Consider the following 21,567-nt stretch of genomic DNA (forward strand, 5'->3'; position numbering starts at 1 on the left):
TCCTTTATTCCTCGTTCTATTCGTCTGTCGGAGCCACCATGAAGTCGACCGAATTGTCGGCCATATTAACTCCGCTGCAGCGTTCCAGCTTAAAAAGTCCGTCGGGGTACAGCCCATTAATGAGCCCGCCCGGAGATAGCCCATCTTTACTGCCAACCTTCCCAACGAGCAAAATCTCGTTTCGGTAGAAGGCAAGCCCTTCCGTGCTTTGCGCCGACAGCAGCACGGCATGAGCCGTTCTGAACCGGTTGTCCTCGATCCGGATGTTGCGGTGGACCGGCACTTCCGGCACGTCCGGCACGGAAGGCTCATTCTCGGGAGCGATCCGGATCACGGGATGCTCCTCTCCGCCGCAGTCGATAAATTGGTTGCCCGCAATGCGCACATCCGTGACAGCGCCTGATTCATACCAGGAATTCGCGTCACCCGCAACCAGAACGGCACTCATGTTCATGCGTTCAAACCTGTTGCCCTCTATGACCGTCTTCCGCGGCGACGACACCAGTATGCCCCGGGTCGGTATTCTGGCAAAATGGTTCCTTTCGATCACGACCTCCGGTGTCCACGTCACGTTCTCGATGACATCATACGCCCCTATCGATGCCGGGGCCGGCTGCTCCAATGTCAGAAGAAACTCGCGGGGGCCGAGCATCTTCACGGCGGCGATCCGTCCGAAAGCATAGGACGTAAGACTGCGCGCATCGACAAAAGCTAACTCGTCCCCCGAAAAGAAGGCGCGGAATCCATACGTTTGCGGATGCATGAATCGAACCCGCACTTGATCGGGCGCCGGCTGGCCGACGATGCGGAGGTATGTGCCGTGAACGTTGATCGCATCGTCATGGGCTCCGGCAAACCGGCTGTCCGTGATCGAAACGCGGCCCCGGCAGCCTGAACAATGGATAAAATCGGCGAAGCCCGCCACCGTTCTCCCTGTCTCAGGGCGCGGCGTCACATCCAGATCGGCGAAGGTCAAATCCGCGCTAAACTGGCCGACGATGCCCAGCCCATGCATAAAATGAAGGCCCATGCCGATCAGACGGATCCTCTCGCATTCCAGGATCAGCACGCCGACCTGGTCGCGAATACCGTCTCTCATTTGTACGGTCATTCCAGGCGAAACATGCGGAACGGGTTCCTCCTCAAAATGAAACCGCAGCCGCCGGCTGCCGATTTCCTCAATACGCTCAGCCCGTGACGGCCAATCTTCCACACGCCAGGTGGCATTTTGGACCAAGTCGCAGTGCTGTATCGGCCCTTCCCGGAACCTCCATCCTTCACCGGCCCAAGTGAGACGTCCGTTTTCCAGTTCATAATGTGAATCCGGATGCACGCAAACGTCGAGCTCATGCTCTCCGCGCCGCTCCACGGTCATCTCGGTCACGGTCGGCACCGCATAGTCGAAGCACAGGTTGCGGATTTCGATATCCGCGCAGCCGTCCAGCAGCAGCATCGTTTGCTTGCCGTGAATCACAAAAAGGGAACCGTTCCCCTCCAGCGTCAGCCGGCGAAGCCCCTTCAGCAGCAGCGCGACCGTTTTAGTGACGTCCGGGTTTTCCTCCTCGCTGGCCGTATTGGTAATATGATAAGCCGCCTTGACGGCATGTTCCGGATAAAAATGATATGTTCCAAATGGGACGTCCAATACGACAGGGCCATCATGCGAACCGGCTGCCTCGAGTGCAAGCCGCATGGCCACCCCTGCATTGGCTTGTAAGCCCTCAGCGTCGCCAAAGTCCGCCAGTGATATCATTTTGAACAGCGCCGGACCCGGATTTCCAGAATCAGTCATGCCTTGCTCCTTTCGATGCGTTGTCTGCCCCATCCTTGAATTACAATCGCAGCCCGTGTTGCAAAAATAAAGGAAAACGCGGAAGATGCCAGTCTGTTATAGAACCGGCATCCCGCAAAGGAACCAGCAGGCTTAGCCGGCCGCCGGTTCCTTGTTATATCGTATTATTTTGCTAATTTATCATAAGCCGTCTGCAAAATTTCAAGGTAACGGTCAAGCTGCAGGTCCTTCAAGCCTTTCACATAAGCGTCCCAGTCTTTGTCCAGGTCTTTGTTGCCGGTCACGAACTGCAGTTCATTTTGCTCAATGTAATTTTTCAGGTTGGTCTGCAGCATGCTGGCTTCGTCGATTTCGGTTGGATCGATCCAGACAGACCAAATCGGGAAGATTTCTTTAGGCTCATGTCCTTGGTACAGAAGCGTAGCGTTGTACAGTCTGCGCTCATAGCCGTCCGAAGCGTAAATATCGGTGCCCTGTACCCAGGTGTCGCGGTATTCTTTCGGCATGTAGAAATGCCCCATTCCGCTCCATCCCGCATTGTGCGGCTGCTCGCCTTCCTTCGTCGGAATCGTTTTGACCATCGGCTTGACGCCTTCACCAAGCGCTTTGTCTCCCGGCTCCGGATCCGTCCAATCGATGCCCTTCATACCGGTTCCGGCATTGGTTTGCCCTTCGGGCGTGAACATATAATCCACCATTTTGATTAATGCGATCTGCGCTTCTTTGCTTGCTTTATTCGTAATCACGAATTTGGCTCCGGAAGTGACGCCCCCGGCATCATGCGTGGCATACGAGATGCCGTTCGGACCAGTCAATGGCGGCAGCGGGTTATAGTGTGCGGAACGGGTGTTGCCCGGGTCGATATTGACAAAGATGGCCGGGTGCATGCCTGCTCCTGCGCCAAGAATTTCAGCACCGGCATTTTCGCCGACTTTTTTGAAGGCCTCAGCATTTTGCGTAAATGCACCCGGGTCGATCAGTCCTTCATCATAAAGGGACTTAACGTATTTCAATCCTTCCTTCCACTCCGGCGTAATGGCGGCGGACTGCACTTTGCCGCTGCTCATCGTCAAATAATTCCGGTCATCGTCATAGATAAAGCTGTTCATCAGATAAGGAATGATGCGGACGCCGAAGTCCTCTGTCGAACCGCTGAGCGGAACTTCGTCGGCTTTGCCGTTGCCGTTGGGATCTTTCGTTTTAAAAGCCTTCAGAACCTCTCTGAATTCCTCCGTGGTCTTCGGCTCTTGAAGATTGAGCTTTTTCAGCCATTCGGTATTGAGCCACATTTTGTTCGGATAGGAACAGTGGAAGCATTCGGTGTAGGCTCCAAGCCCATAGATATTGCCATCAGGGGCCGTGACAAGAGCTTTCATTTCAGGACTCTCTTCCATCGCCTTCTTGATGTTGGGCCCATATTGGTCGATCAGATCGTTCAGAGGAATCAGCACCCCCTGCTGCCCGTATTTCAAGACATCGGCCTGTGAAAATTCATCGATGTAGGCTGTCAGCAGATAAGCATCGGGGTAATCGCCGCTTGCCAGCGAAATCTGGCGTTTCTCTTTGGCTCCGTCGGAAGGGTTAATCTGCCATTTAAACTGAATGTTAAATTTGTCCTCGACGAATTTGGTAAACTTGTTCGTCGGAATGTCGATTCCCGATTCCTGGACAGCGAACACGCTGACCTGTACAGGCTTCGACGATCCTCCGTCGGCTGCGGTACCGCCTCCCTGTGCGCTGTCCGGGCTATCTGTCTTTTTGCCGGAGCAGCCGCTGATGACGATGAAGGTGGCCATCAGCAGGATAAACATTCGTATTAGGCTTTTTTTCAATCGAATCGCTCCCTTTTTAATAGTTCTGCAGCAATCTTGTAATGCCTTCCTCTTCTCAAAAAAGGGCACCACCTCCATTTGAAATGGAATAAGAATCAGGATGGCGTGCCGAAATCAGCACCTCAAGGTTATCCTTTGACCGATCCGACCAGCATCCCCTGCACGAAATAGCGCTGCACGAACGGGTAAATGACTAGCACCGGAAGGGTCGCGACCACGATCAGCGCATATTTCAACAGCTCGGCCAGCTGCTGCTTCTGCACCATCGCCATGGCATCCATCGTTCCTCCCGAGCTGTTGTTCTGGATAATAATACTCCGAAGGACTAGCTGCAGCGGGAACAGGTCTGCGCTTCTGAGATAGATCAACGCATCGAAGTAGGCATTCCATTGTCCAACGGCGTACATCAGCACCAGAACGGCAATGATCGGCTTGGACAGCGGGAGCACGACGCTGCGGATAAACCGGATATCGCTGCAGCCGTCGATCTCGCTGGCCTCCAGCAGTTCTCCCGGAATCGACGATTGAAAAAAGGAGCGGGCGATAATCACCTGCCATACCCAGATGGCGTTAGGAATGAGCAGCGCCCACCTTGTGTCGATCAAGTGCAGCTCTTTCACCACCATATAGGTGGGAATTAACCCGCCGCTGAAAATCATCGTAAACGTGATGATCATCATGAATACGTTGCGCCCAAAGAGGGACCTCCGGGACAAAGGGTAGGCAATCATGACCGTCAGCGTGACACTGATCAGGGTGCCTGCCGCCGTATAAATAATTGAGTTTAAATAGCCCGTCATAATTTCCTGCCTGCTGAAAAGCACGCGGAAGCCCTCAAACGAAATGTCGACCGGCCACAGCCATACCTTTCCGGAGGTAACCGCCGCCGGACTGCTGATGGAGCTGCTTAAAATGTAGACGAGCGGATACAGAACCGCCAGGACGACCAAGATCAAAATGGTGTAGACGATGCCTAAAAACAGGCGGTCGCCCTTCGACTCCTTGATTGCTTTTCTTCCCGCGAGTTGAATGGTCATACCTTTGCTCCTTCCTTACCAAATGCTATTGTTCGTCAGCCGCTTCGCCAATCCATTTACGGTCAGCAGCAGGATGAGATTGATGACGGAATTAAACAGGCCGACGGCTGTGGCAAAGCTGTAGTTTGCGTTCAGCAATCCAATCCGGTACACATAGGTTGCGATAATTTCCGAATTCACCTGATTCAGCGGATTTTGCAGAAGATATACTTTTTCAAAACCGATCGCCATGACGTTGCCGACGTTAAGAATCAGAATGATGACGATGGTCGGAACGATGCCCGGCAAATCGACATGCCAGATTTTCTGGAACCGCGAAGCGCCGTCCACCTTTGCCGCTTCGTACAAAGTCGGGTCGATTCCCGCCAGCGCCGCCAAATAGATGACCGCGCTGTAGCCGGCCGTCTGCCAAATATCGGACCAGACATAGATGGAGCGGAACATGCCCGGGTCGCCCAGAAAATTCACGGATTCAAGCCCAAAATAATTCAGGACGACGTTGGCGAAGCCCAGTCTTGGGGACAGGAACAGCATGACGATCGACACCATGACCACCGTGGAAATGAAATAAGGGGCAAAGGTGACCATCTGCACGAACTTCTTAAATCTCTTCCCGCGCAATTCGTTAATCATCAGCGCCAGAATAATCGGAATCGGAAATCCGGCAAGGATCAAATAACCGCTTAGCAGAAGCGTGTTTTTGAGCAATGTCCAAAACAGCGGATTTTTAAAGAACAGCTCAAAATGCTTGAATCCTACCCATGGACTGCCCCAAATCCCCTTAATGACGTTATAATCCTTGAATGCAAGGACTGCATTAAGCATCGGGTAGTATTTGAAAATAAGGAAAAATAACATCGGAGGAATCACGAGCAGATAGAGCTGCCAGTGCTTCTTCATGCTTTTACCGGCAATCTGCCAGTAACTGACCTTGCGCGTACTGCTTTTGCGCTTCATTGGAATTGCGGCTTGCTTGTTCAGAATAATAATCCCCCCTATGCCATCAGCGTGGATGCGTGATGAAATGACAGCGTTTTCTTTCTTGCTTGAGCATAGTGGATCAAACGGGCGCTTGAACAGGTACACTTCGGTCGTTTTGCATCCAATTTCCCTTTTTTCGGGGGTCCATCGCTCTAAGCGCTGTACATATTTCCGCTTCGGCTTCCGCACGCACAAAAGCCGCATCGTCCTCAAACGGATCCTGCGGCTTACAAGAGCTGGTGCTATTCGTCGAGCGTTTGCCTGTATACGCTCGGCGTCACGCCGATCAATCGCTTAAACGCCCGGCGGAACGAATGGGAGCTGTTGTACCCCACCCGGGCGGCGATATCGTCGACCGTATGATTGCTTTCTTTGAGCAGTTCAGCAGCTTTCTCCATGCGTACCTTTATCAGATGGTCCGAGTAATTGACCCCGGTCACTTCTTTAAATAACTGGGAAATGTATTTTTCCGGACGTTCCACATATTCGGCCACCCGGTACAGGGTCAAATCGGGATTGGCGTACATCTCCTCCGTGTACTGGTACATCCGCTGAACCAGTTTGGCGTGGGAGTCTTTTTTCTTGTTAGCGATATAGCTGCACAGCGTAGCGGTAATGCTCTTGATTTCCGCCTGAACGGAATCCAGCGGCTCGGCGGGGCCGATGTCGATGACCCTCCGCTTCACGGTTTCAACCATGTTCGTCTCCTGGAAAACCTTCTGATCGAGCAGCTTGAGGAAGGTTCCTTTGATCTCGCCGACGAGCTGATGCTTCATCTCGACAGACAATTCGCGCCTTGCGATATTCTGCTCGAAAATGCCGTCGATGATCTTGCCAGCCTCCTCCTCTTCCCCGGCCCGGATCGTACTTGCGAGGCGCTGCTCCGCGTCGAGCGGGTAATAATACGTCGTGTTTTCGATGCGGGCTTCATGATTCCACAGCATGCCCTTGGAGTTCACAAACACGGCATATTCCAGCGCCTGCTTGGCCTGCTCGAACGATTGGCTCACATCCATCAACGTCTCAAAGCCCTCGCCGAAACCAGCCTGGATGGAAACCTTGTATTCCTGGAACAGATGCTGGATCAGCTCTTCCATCAGCGCGGTTATCCGCTCCTCCTCGTCCTGCCCGGGTTCCCGGTTCTCGTGCGAGAAAAACAAGACGACAAGCTTATCGGATCCAAGGTCGGATACCGGCAGCGGACCCGCGATTTCCAGCAGCGCTTGTTTCACAAGGAGGCGTGTGGCGCTGAGCTCATTCAAAATTTCCACGCTGTCCATACCCGAGTATCCGTTAATGCAGAGAATGCCTGCATAACCGCTCTCCTTTTCGAGCGAAATGTTGGCCTGTTTGGCCGCCGCCACGATGACATCGTGCGATTCGAATTCGCCTGCAATGAGGCGCTTAATGAAAGCGTCGCGGACCAGCGGAAGCTGAAGGGTCAGCTCGCCTTCGAGCTGTTTGTTTGTCTTGATCATATTGGCGATATTGCCGCTCAGAAAATCATACGCATTCCTTTTCTCCAGCTCGTCCCGGCCGAACTGTTCTTTGATAATGCCGATCATGCTTTGGATCGGAACGCTGTGACGACGCGCCAGCAGCAGCCCGACCAGCAGGCCGATCAGCATCGTCCCTCCGGTCAGGATAAAGGTTGCGTGCTTGATCTTGTTGGCGTTCTCCATGAGGGTGGTCCGCGGAATGCCCGCCTGGTACACCCATCCGTTCTTGTCCGAACGGGTTGTGATGACCAGGTCATCCTTATAAAATTGACTCGTTTTATTGGCATCAAAAGCCGGGTCATCCTTCAATTTGTCCACATACGACGGAACGCTCCCTTGGAGCGCAAGCGTATTTCCTTGACTGTCATAAATATGCACCCATCCGCCAAATCCTTTGGTCAGACCTGACAGCAAACCGGTAATGGTTTTTTCGTCGATCACGACCACCACACTCGCCGGTGAGGAATCATTGAAGCTGTCGAGCGGCAAGGACTGCATAAACGTAATGACGGAAGTACCCATTCCCCTCTCCGTATAGGCAGTCAACGGTTTGATTTCGCTGCGGTGGGTCTTTAGCAGCACTTGGGTCTTCCATTCGTCAAACGACATATCGTCATAATGAAAATATTCATAATAATGCTCAGGCCGGAAAGTGGAGCCTGAAGTCAGGATCAAATCGTAATTGGCCAAATAAATGAAATAGTTTTGAAGAAAATCGTTGGTTTGCCCAAAGGTCAGCACGTTCCGCATCGCCTTCCACAAACCGTACACATCCTGCACTTGATGGCGGTCGTTCATCAGCATATTCACTTCCTGGCTGATGGCGATTTGCCGGGTCATGCCTTCCACCTCCGCCATCCGGTGCTCCAGCAGCTCCTGGCTCTTTTCCAGCTGTATCAAGCTGTTATCGATCGAGATGGACTGTGTAACGGATATCGAGGTGAGGTAAGAAATGTAACCGCCCACACAGGGGATCAGAAGAATGACGATATAAGAAATCAGAAAATTTCGAAAAACGCTGGAACGTTTCAGCATGATATCCCCCTTGTTTTGATAGCGCTATCATTTTGTGGGTTGAATGATGTATGGCCTGCTCATGCAGCGTACATTCCATAATAAAGCCTTGATCGCAAATTTGTATAGGTACACTCCAGCCAAAAGGTACATTTTTCCCTGTTTTGCGGTTAGAATGCAGCATCACCGGGACTGAGGAGGCCGTAAATCAAGATTTGTTGATATAGAAAAGGCAACCGCAGCCCATACGGCTGCAATTGCCTTTATGCCTAAAGTTCACCGAAGCTCGGCGCGGCTCAGCTTGTTCGTCCGGCAGCCGTACTCGCGGCGAGCGCTCCGTCCAGCGTATGCACCCCGCCGGCGGTCAAATTCAGCGTCACGCTCCGATCCCCGCAGTATACCTGAACGGTTCCGCCCGACAAGGCCTGTATCCGGGCCTGGACAAGCTTGCCATGCTTCCATGTCAAGTCCACTTCCAAGTTTCCTTTGGCCCGAAGCCCCCGAACTTCCCCGTCCGGCCAGCTGTCCGGCAGCGCCGGCAGCAGATGAATTTCCCCATCATGGCTCTGCAGCAGCATCTCCGCGATCGCGGCCGTCCCGCCGAAGTTGCCGTCGATCACGAAGATGTTCGTCTCGGCCCCGGCGATCCCCGACTTGGAATAGGTCAGCATGTTGTCCAGGCACAGCTCGCCGATCAAATGGGCGATATGATGCTCGGCCCGGCCCGCGTCGTGCAGCCTGGCGAAGAAGAGACCGAATAAGGCGGCGGTAAATTCCACGTCCTCAAGGTCGATGCGTTCCATGCGGTTTTGCAGCGTTACCCGCGCCGCCTCCGCCAATGCCGGCGTATGATGCGGCGTGATCTGGCTGCCGGGATACAGGGCAAACAGATGGGCCAAATGGCGGTGCTCCGGCTGCGCTTCGCCGTAATCCTTCAGCCACTCCTGCAGCTGGCCGCGCCGGCCGACCTGCAATGGAGGCAGCAGTGAGATGGCGTGCTCCCACTTCCGCTGCAGCTCGGCGTCCACATCCAGTTTTAGGGCTGAGTTCAGACAGAAGGTGAAGAGATCCCGCACCAATACCTGGTCCATCGTCGGGCCCATGGAGAGCTGCTGTGCTCCTTCATCCGGAGACCCGGGATAGAAGCTGTTCTCCGGCGAGTTGGAAGGACCGGTCACCAGCCAGCCGAATTCCGGATGCACGGTCATGTAGTCCAGGAAAAAGGCCGCGGCTGCTTTGAGCACCGGGTACGCCTCTTCGGCCAGGAACTTGTCGTCCATGCCGTATTCGTAGTGCTCCATCATATGGGTCGCGAGCCAAAGGCCGCCCGTCACGTTCAGGCCCCACGACGTCTCCCATCCGGGCGAGCAGAAGCCCCAGACGTTGGAGAACACGTGGGCCACCCATCCTTCTGCGCCGTAATACTGCCGCGCGGCCGACCGGCCGGCCTGGGCGAGCTCCCGGACGTAGCGCATCAGCGGCTCGTGGGAATCGCCAAGATTGGCAATTTCCGCCGGAAAATAGTTCATCTGCGTATTAATGTCCAGATGGTAGTCGCAGCTCCAGCCCATGCGGCACGCTTCACCGTCATTCCAGATGCCCTGCAGGTGCAGCGGCAGCGGCGAGTCTTGGCGCGATCCGGCGATCATCAGATAGCGGCCGTACTGGAAGAAGAGCGCGAACAGCGCCGGATCATCCGTCTGGCCTGCCCGGAATCGGCGCATCCGCTCATCGGTCGGCAGGCCGGCCGCCGCTGACGTGCCGAGATCCAGCCGCACCCGCCCCAGCAGCGGCCGGTAATCGGCGGCATGGTCCGCCTTGAGCCGGTCATAGCCTTTGCCCAGCGCCTGCTCCAGCTGGCGGAAGCCCGCTTCCCTCCATGCATCGTCCGGCTGGCGGTAATCCGTGTGGACGGCGGTGTACACCCACACTTCTTCCGCCCCCTCCACCCGGATCGTTCCCGATGAGGCAAGCACGCTGCCGCCGTGAGCCTGGACACGTACCGCTCCGCTGCAGGACACCCCACATGTTCCGTCGCTGTGCACGGTTTCCACCGCTTTGCCGGCGAAGGCCAGCATGTCCGTCCCTTGGGCTTCGCTGCCGAATTCCTCCGTGCGGCCCTCGAGCCGGAGCGTGAACGTTAGCCCCGCCGGGTCCTCGGTCCACAGCCGGGACACCATCAGATCGTCCGCATGGGAAATGAATGTCTCCCGTTCAAACCGGTATCCGTTCATTGTACCGGCGGAGCGTGCCTCGGCCTGCTGCAAATCCAGCTCCCTGCGCATTTCCGCTCCCCCTTCCGAGGCTGCCGCAGGCCACTCCAGAATGATGTCGCACAGGCTCAAATTCGTGCCGAAGTTGCGCTTGGGCGGCTGCAAATGCTCCTTCGCCAGCCTGTCGCCAGCGGCATAATCGCCCGCAAAAAAGCGCTCACGCATCCGCTCCAGATCCTGCTTCGTATTGGAGCGGCCGTGGCAGGGCTCCGCTTGTCCCGACCAATATGTGACCTCGGTCAGGCTCCAAACCTCCTTGTGCGGAGCCGATATAATCACGCCGCCCATTCTGCCGTTTCCGAGCGGCAGCCCCTGTGCCCAGCCTGCCGCAGGGCCCTCGTACCAAAGCTTCAAGTCATTCATCCGATATCCTCCACCAAAAATTATTTGCGAATTCATCCGCTTTTCTTACTGAATTCTATTCCGGTACCGTTGATTTTATCGTATCATTTTGATGTATAATCCGTCTTTGTTAACGCATCCATTGATTTATCAATTCATCCGCCAATCTATCGTTTGGAATCAGCAAACATACACCTTCTAAATGCGGGGGAGACATGATATGAACAAAAGCTTATCCGAGATAACTCCATTCGTAGGCGACTCCATGAGTTATCTGTACGACGGCAGCAGCAACGAGCATCTGCGCGCAGGCAGCGTGTATGCCCTTCACTTGTTTAATGAAGGCCCCGGGGAAATGGAGGTCGAAGGGGTCAAATATCCGATCGAGCGGGGAACGCTCATTTTTTTGCGTCCGGGCCAGCCGCATGCTTTTCACATCCGCCCGTCCCATCCGCTGCCTTCGTATAATCTGTATTTCGATTTATGGGATGACGCCAACCCGCTCTCTCCGAGCCGGTCTTTCATCCATGCGCCCGAGCCTTTTATTTTTGACCGATTGTCTATCGAACTGCCCTGCGATGAACTGGACCGGCTTCCGAGCGTCTTCTCCCTGCGCGCCCATCCCCATTTGTATGATGGAATCGCCATGATCGCCAGGATGTACAGCGAATCCAAGTTTTACCGCAGCGAAACGGTGAACAGCTTTCTGTACGGCTGGATGCTGTCCTGGCACAACGCCGTGAACGTGCAGCATCCGAGCGATTACCGCATCGTCCGCCTGCTGGAGTATTTGAACAGCCGTCCGGAGCATGGACAGTCGGTAGAAGCCTGGTCCCGGTTCTGCGGTCTGAAACGCACTTATTTCCATGAGCTGTTTCTGCGCGAAACGGGGATGACCCCGAAGGCCTACCATCATCAGCTCGTCATGAAGCGGGCGGCCCATATGCTGGTCGAGACCGACCTGAGCATTACGGCGATTGCGGAAAAGTTGGGGTACCCGTCCATCCACCCGTTTTCCCGGCACTTCAGCAGCTTTCACGGCACGACTCCCAGCCAGTACCGGCTGAATCCGCTGCACCGGATATGAGTCCGGGGAAGGAATAAAAAAATCGCGCATCCGCTGGTCAGCCGGAATACGCGATTGGGTTGGTCATACTTGCTCTGATAGATGCTGCTTAGAAATTAAAATTATCCGGGTCCCCGCCGGTCCGTTGGTTCCGGTTCAACCCGTCGATCTGCTGCATTTCGTCCGTCGTCAATTCGAAGTCGAACACATCGGCATTTTCGATGATCCGGTGCTCCTTGACCGATTTCGGAATCGTCACGATCTCGTGCTGAAGATCCCAGCGGATGATGACCTGCGCGGTGGATTTACCATATTTGGCGCCGATGCCTGCCAGCACTTCATTGTCCAGCAGCTGGCCCGCAGCCAGCGGCGACCAGGCTTCGATCTGAATGCCCTGCGATTTGCAGTAGCTGCGCAGTTCCGTTTGGGAGAGCAGCGGATGCAGCTCCACCTGATTGACGGCCGGTTTCACCTCGGCATCCTGCATCAGATCTTCCAAATGATGAACGTGGAAGTTGGATACGCCGATCGTACGGACCCTGCCGTCCTTTTGCAGCTTTTCCAGCGCACGCCATGTATCCTTGTATTTGCCTTTGACCGGCCAGTGAATCAAGTACAGATCCACATAGTCCAGGCCGAGCTTGCTTATACTTTGTTCAAACGCCTTTAGGGTAGAGTCATAACCTTGATCCGAATTCCAAACTTTGGTGGTAATGAACAGCTCCTCACGCGGAACACCGGATTCCCGGACCGCCTTGCCGACACCTTCTTCGTTACCGTACAGCGCAGCCGTGTCAATACTGCGGTAGCCGTGCGCAATGGCCGCTTTTACCGCGCCAACGACCTCACTGCCTTCCTGTGCCTTGTAGACGCCCAGCCCGAGCCATGGCATGGCATATCCGCTGGACAAGGTTGTGGTGGACTGCAGATTGTTCATGAGTAAGACGCCTCCTTCGAATCAGGTAAATGTCGTGGATGACTGAAAACCACCCATCCTGTCCCAAGATAAACCAGCCTATGGGCAAAGTCAAATTCAAGGACTAATTTGGTACAGCTTGGATTCGGCGCTTTTCAGCGTAACGTCCAGCGTTGCACCTGCCGTTACCTTTTCCCCGGTCCACAAGTCGGTCACTTGAACGGAAGCCCCCGCTTGGACAGGAATGCCGGCACGCTTCAGGTCGATCTGACGCTGCTCCGAATTTTGGGTGTAATTGAACACGGCCAGATAATACGTGCCTTGATCTTCAAGCACAAACAGGTCGGCCGCTTTCGTGCCGGTATTTCCTTCCACCGGCTTAAAGGCCTTGCCCTTCACCGCCAGCGCGTTCACTTCCGGATTGGTGAGCAACCTCTCCATGTACTGGCGTGCCGCCGGGTCGTTCACATCGTCGGAGTTCAGGAAGACCGTACCCGAAATGGCCGCCGCATTGACACGGGTCTGCGCTCCTTCATACGAGCCGCCCTTCACCAGCGTCATATAGTCCGGGTCGGTGTAATGATAAATCGTCCCGTTCTGCCACCAGCCGTAAGTCAAGTTGTTCAGCTGGTATTCCGTGCTGCCCAGGCTTCCGTCCACGTCGCAGGAAATGCGGCGGCTGTGCGCATATTGGCTCGGGAACAGCGGAGCGATCGATTCGCTGATGAACATCGTGCCGCCAATGGCCTGATCCAGGTAAGCCATTCCCTGATTGTACGCCTGAATGCCGGTTTGCACGTTCGGATCGTAATGCCGGCCTTCCAAAGAGCCATGGGACAGGAAGTCTACCTTAATATACTCAAAACCTTCCTTTTTGAAACGGTTCATATAGTAGTCGATCCGGGCTTTCACGGCCGGATGGGTCGGGTCCACGGCATAAGCGCCGTCCAGCTTCGGCAGAACGTTGCCGGATGCATCCCTCAGCACGATATCCCCGTACTTGTATTTGCCGTCCGTCCCTTCGACCGCCTGGTCCATGTTGTCCCCCCAATAAACGAACGGGGAGTAGTAGATGCCTGCCTTCTGGCCGTTGCCGTGAATCAGCTTCACGAGATCGGTCAGCTGCTGGTCGGTCATGTTGTCCCAATACGAATCGAGGTTAATATACACGTTCCCTTTGTTCTCGAAAGAGTTGTTCTGCAGATGCTCCTTCACATAGTTGGAGACAGCTGCTGCGTTGTCGTAGCTGAGATGATCGGCATAAGCGCCCCAGCTGTTCCAGCCGACCGGTACACCTTCAGGGATGTTTTGGCTAAAAGCAAGCGGCGGCGCAATCGCGGCGTTCACCTGGCCGTAACCCTCCATGCCTTTGCGGTAGTCGTCGTACAAACCGATAAACACCTTCGGCGAAGTCACGCTCTTTCCGGACACGCTTCCGTGCGGCAGGCTGTCATGCGTGGAAGCCTGGGAAGTAAAGCCCCCGTACACGCGCAGCTCGTTCAGCTTATTGTCGGTGCCGCTCCAGTGGATTCCCGTTTTCCATGTGTCATGCGTAACGGAACCGACCACCAGACCTTTTCGGCTTGTATTGTCATAAATGGCTGTTAGTTCGGAACTGACATAGTTATCCGTATTTAAGCGAGTATTGATACTTTTCGCCTGATACCTGGACCAGCTGTCGTTATCAAAAGGCGTCACGAGCACCCGGTTGTCGCCGTAGCTGCCGATATCGACGCCGCCCCGGGCCTCCACAGCCAGCGGCACAATTTGGTTGGTCGTCAGCCCGGCGGCTTGGGAAGCCGTCACCTCCGTCAACACGTACGGTCCATTGTTATAAATGTAAAAGACCTGGCTCAGATCCGGCAGTCCTTTTTGCTCGCTGCGGACCGTAACCTTGATGCCTTCGCCCGTGGCGTCACGGAAGGGAGTCACACCGTCCTTGGCTTTAAACGTATGCTTGCCGTAATCCTTGCTCGCTACCGTTTTGTCGAGCTGGATTTCGCTATAGGCACCTTTGATCACCGGCTTATGGTTCCAGTTGTACTGGGACAGGCCTGTTGAAGTGTTGTACAGCAGCTCATATGACGGATTGGCCACACTAAATCCACGCTGATACTCGGTCAGCGTAATGGAGCCGTACTTCGTGACATGGAGCTGTTTGCCCAGTTCGCCAATGCTGCCGTCATTGTCCGGCACGCCGTCGCCGGCCGATGCCAACTGCAGCTTGATCAGGTCGATATCCGGCGAGTATCCGCCGCCGTCGTCGAAGAGGATCGTATTGCTGCCCTGCTTCAAGTCGATCTGGATATCGTAGGTGCCGACCGTATTCCAGTCCGCCGTTTTGGGAAAGTTGAAATTTTCCCCTTCCGCCCCGTTGACCGAAATGACGGCGGCGCGGGGGTCGCCGGAAATGTAGTGCACCGTCATCGTATAGACGCCGGTCTGATCCGCGGTGACGCCGTTAAACTGCAGAGTGGAGCCGCCGTACAGGTTGCCGCCTTTTTTGCCGCCCGAGCAGGTTCCGCAGTCCGCAGGACCCGCATTGCCCGTAAACGTGTTGGCGCCAGCCTCCGCCTCGTACGAAACAACAGCTGCAGCATCAGCTCCCGTTCCGGCAGCCGTTTCAGAAGATGCGGCCCAGGAAGCCCCGGGCCAGGACAAGGCCAACAGCCCCGCCCATATCATCAGCAATATTTTCGGGATAAACCGGGTTCGTGTACTCATCGGAATCCTCAATCCTCCTTGGCATTTGAATTAGGGTTGGATGCATAACTTCAATATGGTGGACGCCACAGGTTCAAGACTTAAGCGGACTTCCCCGCTGGCCTCGCTCTCGGTCCCTTCCCACAGGTCGGTTACGCGGTAAGTTGCGAGCGGTTCGAGTCCTAGGCGGACCAGAGGGACTGTCTTGTTCGCTGCCTGTTTGCCGTCGAAGTTGAACACAGCCAGGTAGACCGTCCCCTCCTCGTCCGGATCAGCCAGCATAAAAGCGTCCGCCGCACGGCCGCCCAGGGTGCTTTCCACCGGAACGAATGTTGTGCCCTTCCGCGCAAGCTCCATGATGCTGCCGTTCCGCAGCCAAGCCTTGGCGCGGGAGGCTGCTTCTTCCTGCCTGAAATCGTCTCCGAGCAGCAGCAACGTTCCTGCGATCACGGATGCTGTCAGCCGGGTCCGCCCCTCATGGCGAGTGGTGGCCTCCTGGTTGAAGCTCTTGTACAGCACCGAGTGATCGGGGTCGTTGAACCGGTACAGCGTATCGTTCATCCACCAGCCGTAGGTCAGCGAATTTAGCAGATACTCCGTATCCCCGATCATGCCGAACACGTCGCAGGAAATTCTCCGGCTGTGCGCAAAAGCGTACGGGAACAGTGGCGCGATCGACAGGTTGATGAAGATCGGCTTTCCGGCCGCTTCCGGAGACAGCTTTTTCGCCAAATAAGACAGCCCGTAATGATAGGCAGCAATGCCTGTGGTGATTTCAGGGCGGTAATGCTGTCCCTCCAGCGCACCGTGCGCCATAAAATCGAGCTTGATGTACTCAAAGCCCTCCCGGATGATTTTGTCCGTAAACCAATCGATGCGCTTCAGCGCCCCCGGATGGGTCGGATCGATCGCCAGGCCGCCGGCGATGTCCGGCAGGATTTCGCCTTCGGCGTCCCGCAGCAAAATGTCGCTGTACGTGAACTCGCCATCCGTTCCCTCCACGGGCTTGTCGAATTGGGACGGACTGCCCCAGAAGGCAAACGGTGTCCAGTACGTCCCCGGCTTATGGCCGTTTTGCCTCACCCGGTTCAGCGCATCCTCCATCTCTTCATCCGTCAGGCGGTCCCAGAAAGCGTCGAAGTTGATGTAGAGCGTGTCGTTATTTTGAAAACCATCCGCCTGAACCTCGCGCTTCAAAAAATCACTCGTCGATGTGTACAGATCGTAATCCAGCGTACTCATCGCGGCAGACCAGCTGTTCCAGCCAACAGGGACCCCGCCTTCCCACGGAAGCGCCGGCGACAGGGTAGCATTAGCCCGTCCGTAAGCCTCCAGGCCGCGGCGGTAATCGTCGTACCCACCGACGAATACGACCGGAGACGCCACGCGTGTCCCATGGACGTAGCCGTGCGGCTGAAAATCCCGGGTCATTTCCCCGGCCGCGCCGGCGTACAACTCCAGTTCGTCCAGCGTTCCCGGCTGTTCGCCCTGGATTTTAATGCCGGTTTTCCAGACGTCATGACTCAGTGAACCGGCAACGATCCCTTGCCGGCTGTGCGGCCGGAACAAGACCGTAACCTCGTAGCTCTCGGTGCGCAGCGGCGCCGTCTGTGTCTCATAGCGCACCCACTTGTCGTTGTCGTAGGGAACGCGGAGCACCGTAAGCTCGTCTTCCTTGTCCATGGTCGGCCCAAAGGACAGCTGCCCGCACCGCAGCACCGTCATCCGGTTCAGCCGGATGCGCGTCTTATGGACAGCCACCAGCTGCGTCAGGTAAAACGGCGCACCCTCGTAAATCCAAAAATGCTGCTCCAGCGTCGGGAGCATGTCGGATTCATGCACAAGCGATAAATGAACGCCGGTTCCGAAGGCATCCTCGATGCTCTCCGGCTCCCCATTCAAGCTGTGGCGGTCGTAGCTGCCCGTATGGTATTCGCGCCCGTTCCACCGGATGGCGCTGCGGATTTCTTTCCAGTCCCACAGCGTGCCGCCGGCAGCGCTGTAATGGCCCTGTTCCAGGTCGACCTCCAGCGTCACCCGATCCGTGGATACGCGGATCAGGGAGCCGGTTTGCCGGACCTGGACCGCGTCCGTTTGGCTGTTTGTGATCATTCGCCTTATTTTCCTCCTGTCTCTGCAAGTCTCTGGCTGCACGGGCAAAAGTCAGGAATGCTTGGCATCCGCTTCCGCCCCAGCCGTATGACTTCATTATAGAAAGCGCTTTATCGGCTTGCTATAGAGCGATCTACCGATTGATAGCGGGAATTAACGCTTCTGGAAGATAGGCGGGCTGTTAAAATGCGGCATGGGGGTGGCCGATGGTGAGTGCTTGAGGTTCGATGAAGCTGGTGCTTCGATGGATGCTGGTGCTTCGATGGGCGCTCCGTGTACGAAACATTCCTCCGATCGCTGTTGCCCCCGAATTTTCGCGGAATCTATAGAAGGATAAAATTCGGGGACAGCCTGGGCTTCCGAAGTGAGCTTTCCTGCGGAAAGCTTTCAGGCGACCGCTCCGCTTCTCCGGAATTGTTTCGTCCCCTCCGCTGCGTTGTGCTGGGAGGGCATACGGTGCGGGGCTAAACATCAAGAATAGCTCGAACCCCTGCATCTGATATCACAAACAACACCAGCCGACATGGCAACGCGCCCTCATTATATCGCCGCCAAGGCACAACGACACCCGCCTCCAAGTCGGTTTAGACAACAAAAAAAGCAGACGCATCTGTCTGCTTTTGGGTCCTATCACCTTCAATCTATAGAAGCTAACATGCCCGCCTTCGTCCTCAGAACCGACTCCTCCTCAGGACCACTTTCCTTCCCTACGCATCCACCGGCTCGAGCTTCAGGCTCCATGCGATCACCCGCTGCATCAGCCGGATGAACCCTTCGTTCAGCAATCCCTCAGGCAGATGTGCCGGCGACACGCAGGCTACCCGTCCCTCGCCGTAAGGATGCAGCCAGCCGGCAATGGATTCGCCGTCCCGCGAAGAAGACCGCAGGAACACCTCGGTCTCCTGCTCGGAGCAAGCGACAAAGTAGTGTTCATCCTTGAACCGGAACGTACCGTCCATCTCGCCCAAGGCTGATCCGCCGACCGGTGTATAGGTCACCTCACTGTGCTCCTTCGGGTGTGACAAAAAATACCCTCGCAGCATGTTCACATACGCGCCGTCCTCGGGATACGACGCCAGCCCGGAATGCCATGCGACCCAGGCACCCCTGCCACTCACATAAGCTTCGATCTGCCGGCCGATGTCCTCGGTCATCCAGGCTGCCTCCGGGTCGCTTTGCGGCTCAAGGCGGTTCTCCGCAAATAAAATAACGAGGTCCGGCTTCTGCCCAAGCTGCCCGGCGGCGAGATCGGAAACTTCCTTGTACAGCAGCCCGGTTTGTCCATTCGCCAGGAAGGGCTCTAAAACTTGTTCAAGTGACTTTTTCGCCGGCTCGGCTTCATGATAAAAGTCGCCGACAACCGCCCAAATCGTTTTCATGTGGCATCCTCCTTATTGTCGAAAGCAATACGGTGGTCCAAAGATCGCGACCGTTAAAAAGGCATCGCTTCCCCGCGATGATTCACCATCCAGGCATTCGGGTCGGGGATGACGGTTCGTTCCACAATGCGCAGCAAGCCCTGCGCGGTATCCGCCGGGTCGCCCGGCGCTTGGTCGCCGCCCATTGGGGTCCGGATCCAACCGGGGTGCACCGCATAAACCGCAAAATTCTGAGGAGTCAGCTCCTTGCGGAGCTGCGCGGTAAAGTAGTTCAGCCCGCTTTTGGAAATCGCGTAAGGGTAATCCCCGCCGTAGGCCCCGGTAAAGCATCCGGCCTCCGAGCTGATGTTGAGGATGCACGGCTGGGCGCTCCTGCGCAGCAGCGGAAGGAAATGCTTCACGGCCTTCATCGGTCCGTACAGGTTCGCCAGCATGGACCGGTCCATATCGGCAAAATCCAGCTCCTCCAGCTTATGCTCGCGGCCGATCAGCACGCCTGCGTTGTTAATCAAGGCATCGAGCACATCCGTATGCTCCAGCACGGCTGCCTTGGCGTTTTTCACGCTCTCTTCATCAGTGACATCCATTGCGATCAGCGTGAGCCGGTCCGGATGGGCTGCACGCAATGCACGAAGCGGCTCGGTATGCCGCTCCATATCCCGCACGCCTGCAAACACGGTATGCCCAAGCGCAAGCGCCGCTTTGACCGTTTCAAAGCCAAGCCCCCGGGCCGATCCCGTAATCAAAATATTCATAGCTTCAGCACCTCACCTGCTTATCGGATTAATCGTTTTCCAGCAGCTCGATCAGAACTTTCAGCTCGTTGCTGCTGTCGATGTATGCGTAGCGCCCGCCGGTGTATTCGCCTTTTTGAATCAGCGGCATGTGACGGCCTTCCAGTACGGCAATCTTGTCCTTCATTCCTTGAATCCCAAACGCGATATGATGCACGCCTTCACCATGCTCATCCAAAAATTCGCGCCAGGTCGACGGATGCTCATCCGGCTCGATCAGCTCGATCTGCAGCTGCCCGCAGTCAAAAAAGGCCAGCTTCGCACGTGCCACCGAAGGCTGCCCGTTAAACTCCGTCTGGGCGACATCCACGGTGTCGGTCAAGGACCATTTCGGCCGCTCCACCCCCAGAAAATCCGCATAGCTCTGCGAAACGGTATCGATGTCTTTCACGACAATCCCGATTTGTGTAACCAGCTTGGTTCCTAATGCGCCTACCGTCATGTGAAGATCCTCCTTAACAGTGCTGAATTGGAAAAGCATTTTTCACTTCGAACCCTAAGCAGCCAATAGATTCCCTCTTCTGTTCCCGCCAAACATCAAATCCCCAAATCCGACGCACATTTCATCCTTACTGTTTAAATTAGACTTTCCGGCACGAGTCCCGGATGACCAGCTCCGCGGTCCCTACGTATTTTTTGAACATCTGTGTCTCGTCCTCAACGGTGTCGATGACCTGCCGCGTCAGCATGTCGATCATTTCGGAAAAGTTCACCCGTATGGTCGTCAGCGACGGCTGAATGCGCGAGCTCAAGAGATGATCGTCAAACCCCATCAGGGAGATGTCTTCAGGTACCCGTAGTCCGGCCTCGTTCAAGGCCCGAAGTGCCCCGAATGCCACGCTGTCGTTGCAGGCGAAAATGGCCGTCGGCAGGTCTGGGATGCTCTGAAGCCAGCGCGCGGTCGACTCGTATCCGCTTCGTTCGGAGAAATCCGATGGCAGGACCCAGTCCGGGTTCACCTTCAGACCGTTAGCCGCCATTGCATCCTGAAAAGCCACCATTCTCTCGGGACCGGAGCAGCGAAGCGGATCCCCTGCAATGAACGCAATGTTCCGGTGTCCCAGGCCTACCAGGTAATCGACTCCCTGCTTCATGCCCAGCTTGTTGTCAAAATTGCAGATCACCCGATTCGGCTCCATCCGCCCCTCCAGATGCTGGTCCACGATTCCCGCCACAAATCCTTTGGCAATGAGCTCCTCGATAAACGGCTCATGATTCGCCGCGCCGATAAATATGCCGCCGTCAATCCGCCGCTGATAAAACGTATCCTTCACCTTGCGGACAGTCTCCGTGTCCCCTGTGCTCCGGATAATGTGGGTCAGGACGTAGTAGCCGCGGCGGGACGCGCTCTCGATCACATCGCCGATCAGCGCGTGGGTCAGCGTGTCGTGAATCGCCTCCGGCGAAATCAGGAACAGACCAATCGTAAGCGTTTTCATACCGGTCATGATGCGTGCTGAGAAATTAGGAGAATAGCCGTACCTCTCGATGACCTGCATGACCTTCTCCCGCGTAGCCTCCGGCACGTTTGGGTAATTGTTGATCACCCGGCTGACGGTGCTTCGCGAGACACCTGCGATTCTGGCGATTTCGATGCTGTTGATGTCGTTCTTCCTCATCCTGCACACTCCAAATTCATTAACACGTGTTCACAAAAGGCGGCACAGCTGCAGTATCCGTGAGCTCCGCTTCACCATGCCTGTATGTATAATCGCGAATCCGGCATTCGCCATTCAAAAAAATAACACCTTTAGGCATAAACACGTGTTTATGAGTTCAATCTATCCCCTCTTCCACATGTTGTCAATACATTTTCAAGGAGGCGGA

14 protein-coding genes are annotated in these 21,567 nt (G+C 55.5%); 1 reads left to right on the top strand and 13 read right to left on the bottom strand.

Translation table 11 applies throughout. The annotated features are described in order from the left end of the window. Positions 1 to 16 precede the first annotated feature (16 nt). The 6 genes from GCU45_RS10725 to GCU45_RS10750 form a co-directional block, all read right to left on the bottom strand. Positions 17 to 1,792: an alpha-1,3-galactosidase-related protein gene (locus tag GCU45_RS10725; RefSeq protein WP_152398907.1), complete on the bottom strand. Its 1,776-nt coding sequence runs from the start codon at positions 1,790 to 1,792 to the stop codon at positions 17 to 19. A gap of 164 nt (positions 1,793 to 1,956) precedes the next feature. Beyond that, a complete protein-coding gene (locus GCU45_RS10730) occupies positions 1,957 to 3,624 on the bottom strand; it encodes an extracellular solute-binding protein (protein ID WP_244364512.1) in 1,668 nt (555 codons plus the stop codon). A gap of 128 nt (positions 3,625 to 3,752) precedes the next feature. Next, positions 3,753 to 4,661: a carbohydrate ABC transporter permease gene (locus GCU45_RS10735; protein ID WP_076175564.1), complete on the bottom strand. Its 909-nt coding sequence runs from the start codon at positions 4,659 to 4,661 to the stop codon at positions 3,753 to 3,755. Positions 4,662 to 4,676: 15 nt separating this feature from the next. Beyond that, positions 4,677 to 5,618, bottom strand: a complete 942-nt coding sequence (locus GCU45_RS10740; protein ID WP_244364514.1) for an ABC transporter permease — start codon at positions 5,616 to 5,618, stop codon at positions 4,677 to 4,679. A gap of 266 nt (positions 5,619 to 5,884) precedes the next feature. Beyond that, positions 5,885 to 8,176 (bottom strand): helix-turn-helix domain-containing protein, encoded by a 2,292-nt coding sequence (locus tag GCU45_RS10745; RefSeq protein WP_152398908.1) that lies wholly within the window; start codon positions 8,174 to 8,176, stop codon positions 5,885 to 5,887. 275 nt (positions 8,177 to 8,451) lie between these two features. After that, positions 8,452 to 10,791 carry a glycoside hydrolase family 95 protein gene (locus tag GCU45_RS10750; protein WP_152398909.1) on the bottom strand — a complete coding sequence of 780 codons (2,340 nt, stop codon included), beginning with the start codon at positions 10,789 to 10,791 and terminating at the stop codon, positions 8,452 to 8,454. Positions 10,792 to 10,990: 199 nt separating this feature from the next. Between GCU45_RS10750 and GCU45_RS10755 the strand changes: the two genes are divergently transcribed. Continuing rightward, positions 10,991 to 11,857 (top strand): helix-turn-helix domain-containing protein, encoded by an 867-nt coding sequence (locus tag GCU45_RS10755; protein ID WP_152398910.1) that lies wholly within the window; start codon positions 10,991 to 10,993, stop codon positions 11,855 to 11,857. 88 nt (positions 11,858 to 11,945) lie between these two features. Here the strand turns inward: GCU45_RS10755 and GCU45_RS10760 are convergent, their stop codons facing one another. The 7 genes from GCU45_RS10760 to GCU45_RS10790 all read right to left on the bottom strand — a co-directional run bounded on the left by GCU45_RS10760 (position 11,946) and on the right by GCU45_RS10790 (position 21,359). Next, positions 11,946 to 12,773: an aldo/keto reductase gene (locus GCU45_RS10760; RefSeq protein WP_152398911.1), complete on the bottom strand. Its 828-nt coding sequence runs from the start codon at positions 12,771 to 12,773 to the stop codon at positions 11,946 to 11,948. A gap of 96 nt (positions 12,774 to 12,869) precedes the next feature. Continuing rightward, on the bottom strand, positions 12,870 to 15,476 hold the full coding sequence (locus GCU45_RS10765) for a carbohydrate-binding protein (protein ID WP_152398912.1): 2,607 nt from the start codon (positions 15,474 to 15,476) through the stop codon (positions 12,870 to 12,872). A 30-nt stretch (positions 15,477 to 15,506) separates the two neighbouring features. After that, positions 15,507 to 17,567 (bottom strand): alpha-galactosidase, encoded by a 2,061-nt coding sequence (locus GCU45_RS10770; protein ID WP_152398913.1) that lies wholly within the window; start codon positions 17,565 to 17,567, stop codon positions 15,507 to 15,509. 707 nt (positions 17,568 to 18,274) lie between these two features. Beyond that, complete coding sequence (locus GCU45_RS10775) at positions 18,275 to 18,946, bottom strand: ThuA domain-containing protein (RefSeq protein ID WP_152398914.1); 672 nt, start codon at positions 18,944 to 18,946, stop codon at positions 18,275 to 18,277. Positions 18,947 to 18,999: 53 nt separating this feature from the next. After that, on the bottom strand, positions 19,000 to 19,701 hold the full coding sequence (locus GCU45_RS10780) for an SDR family oxidoreductase (RefSeq protein ID WP_152398915.1): 702 nt from the start codon (positions 19,699 to 19,701) through the stop codon (positions 19,000 to 19,002). A 28-nt stretch (positions 19,702 to 19,729) separates the two neighbouring features. Further along, positions 19,730 to 20,182 (bottom strand): VOC family protein, encoded by a 453-nt coding sequence (locus GCU45_RS10785; protein WP_152398916.1) that lies wholly within the window; start codon positions 20,180 to 20,182, stop codon positions 19,730 to 19,732. A 139-nt stretch (positions 20,183 to 20,321) separates the two neighbouring features. Next, on the bottom strand, positions 20,322 to 21,359 hold the full coding sequence (locus GCU45_RS10790) for a LacI family DNA-binding transcriptional regulator (RefSeq protein ID WP_152398917.1): 1,038 nt from the start codon (positions 21,357 to 21,359) through the stop codon (positions 20,322 to 20,324). Between the last annotated feature and the right edge of the window lie 208 nt (positions 21,360 to 21,567).

It is taken from the genome of Paenibacillus cellulositrophicus, from assembly GCF_009363095.1.
Classification (GTDB): Bacteria; Bacillota; Bacilli; order Paenibacillales; family Paenibacillaceae; genus Paenibacillus_AQ; species Paenibacillus_AQ favisporus.

Excerpts from the sequence above, each read along its gene's own strand:
- GCU45_RS10725 (WP_152398907.1), bottom strand. The coding sequence starts at position 1,792 with ATGACTGATTCTGGAAATCCGGGTCCGGCGCTGTTCAAAATGATATCA.
- GCU45_RS10735 (WP_076175564.1), bottom strand. The coding sequence starts at position 4,661 with ATGACCATTCAACTCGCGGGAAGAAAAGCAATCAAGGAGTCGAAGGGC.
- GCU45_RS10740 (WP_244364514.1), bottom strand. The coding sequence starts at position 5,618 with ATGAAGCGCAAAAGCAGTACGCGCAAGGTCAGTTACTGGCAGATTGCC.
- GCU45_RS10745 (WP_152398908.1), bottom strand. The coding sequence starts at position 8,176 with ATGCTGAAACGTTCCAGCGTTTTTCGAAATTTTCTGATTTCTTATATC.
- GCU45_RS10750 (WP_152398909.1), bottom strand. The coding sequence starts at position 10,791 with ATGAATGACTTGAAGCTTTGGTACGAGGGCCCTGCGGCAGGCTGGGCA.
- GCU45_RS10755 (WP_152398910.1), top strand. The coding sequence starts at position 10,991 with ATGAACAAAAGCTTATCCGAGATAACTCCATTCGTAGGCGACTCCATG.
- GCU45_RS10760 (WP_152398911.1), bottom strand. The coding sequence starts at position 12,773 with ATGAACAATCTGCAGTCCACCACAACCTTGTCCAGCGGATATGCCATG.
- GCU45_RS10765 (WP_152398912.1), bottom strand. The coding sequence starts at position 15,476 with ATGAGTACACGAACCCGGTTTATCCCGAAAATATTGCTGATGATATGG.
- GCU45_RS10770 (WP_152398913.1), bottom strand. The coding sequence starts at position 17,567 with ATGATCACAAACAGCCAAACGGACGCGGTCCAGGTCCGGCAAACCGGC.
- GCU45_RS10775 (WP_152398914.1), bottom strand. The coding sequence starts at position 18,946 with ATGAAAACGATTTGGGCGGTTGTCGGCGACTTTTATCATGAAGCCGAG.
- GCU45_RS10780 (WP_152398915.1), bottom strand. The coding sequence starts at position 19,701 with ATGAATATTTTGATTACGGGATCGGCCCGGGGGCTTGGCTTTGAAACG.
- GCU45_RS10785 (WP_152398916.1), bottom strand. The coding sequence starts at position 20,182 with ATGACGGTAGGCGCATTAGGAACCAAGCTGGTTACACAAATCGGGATT.
- GCU45_RS10790 (WP_152398917.1), bottom strand. The coding sequence starts at position 21,359 with ATGAGGAAGAACGACATCAACAGCATCGAAATCGCCAGAATCGCAGGT.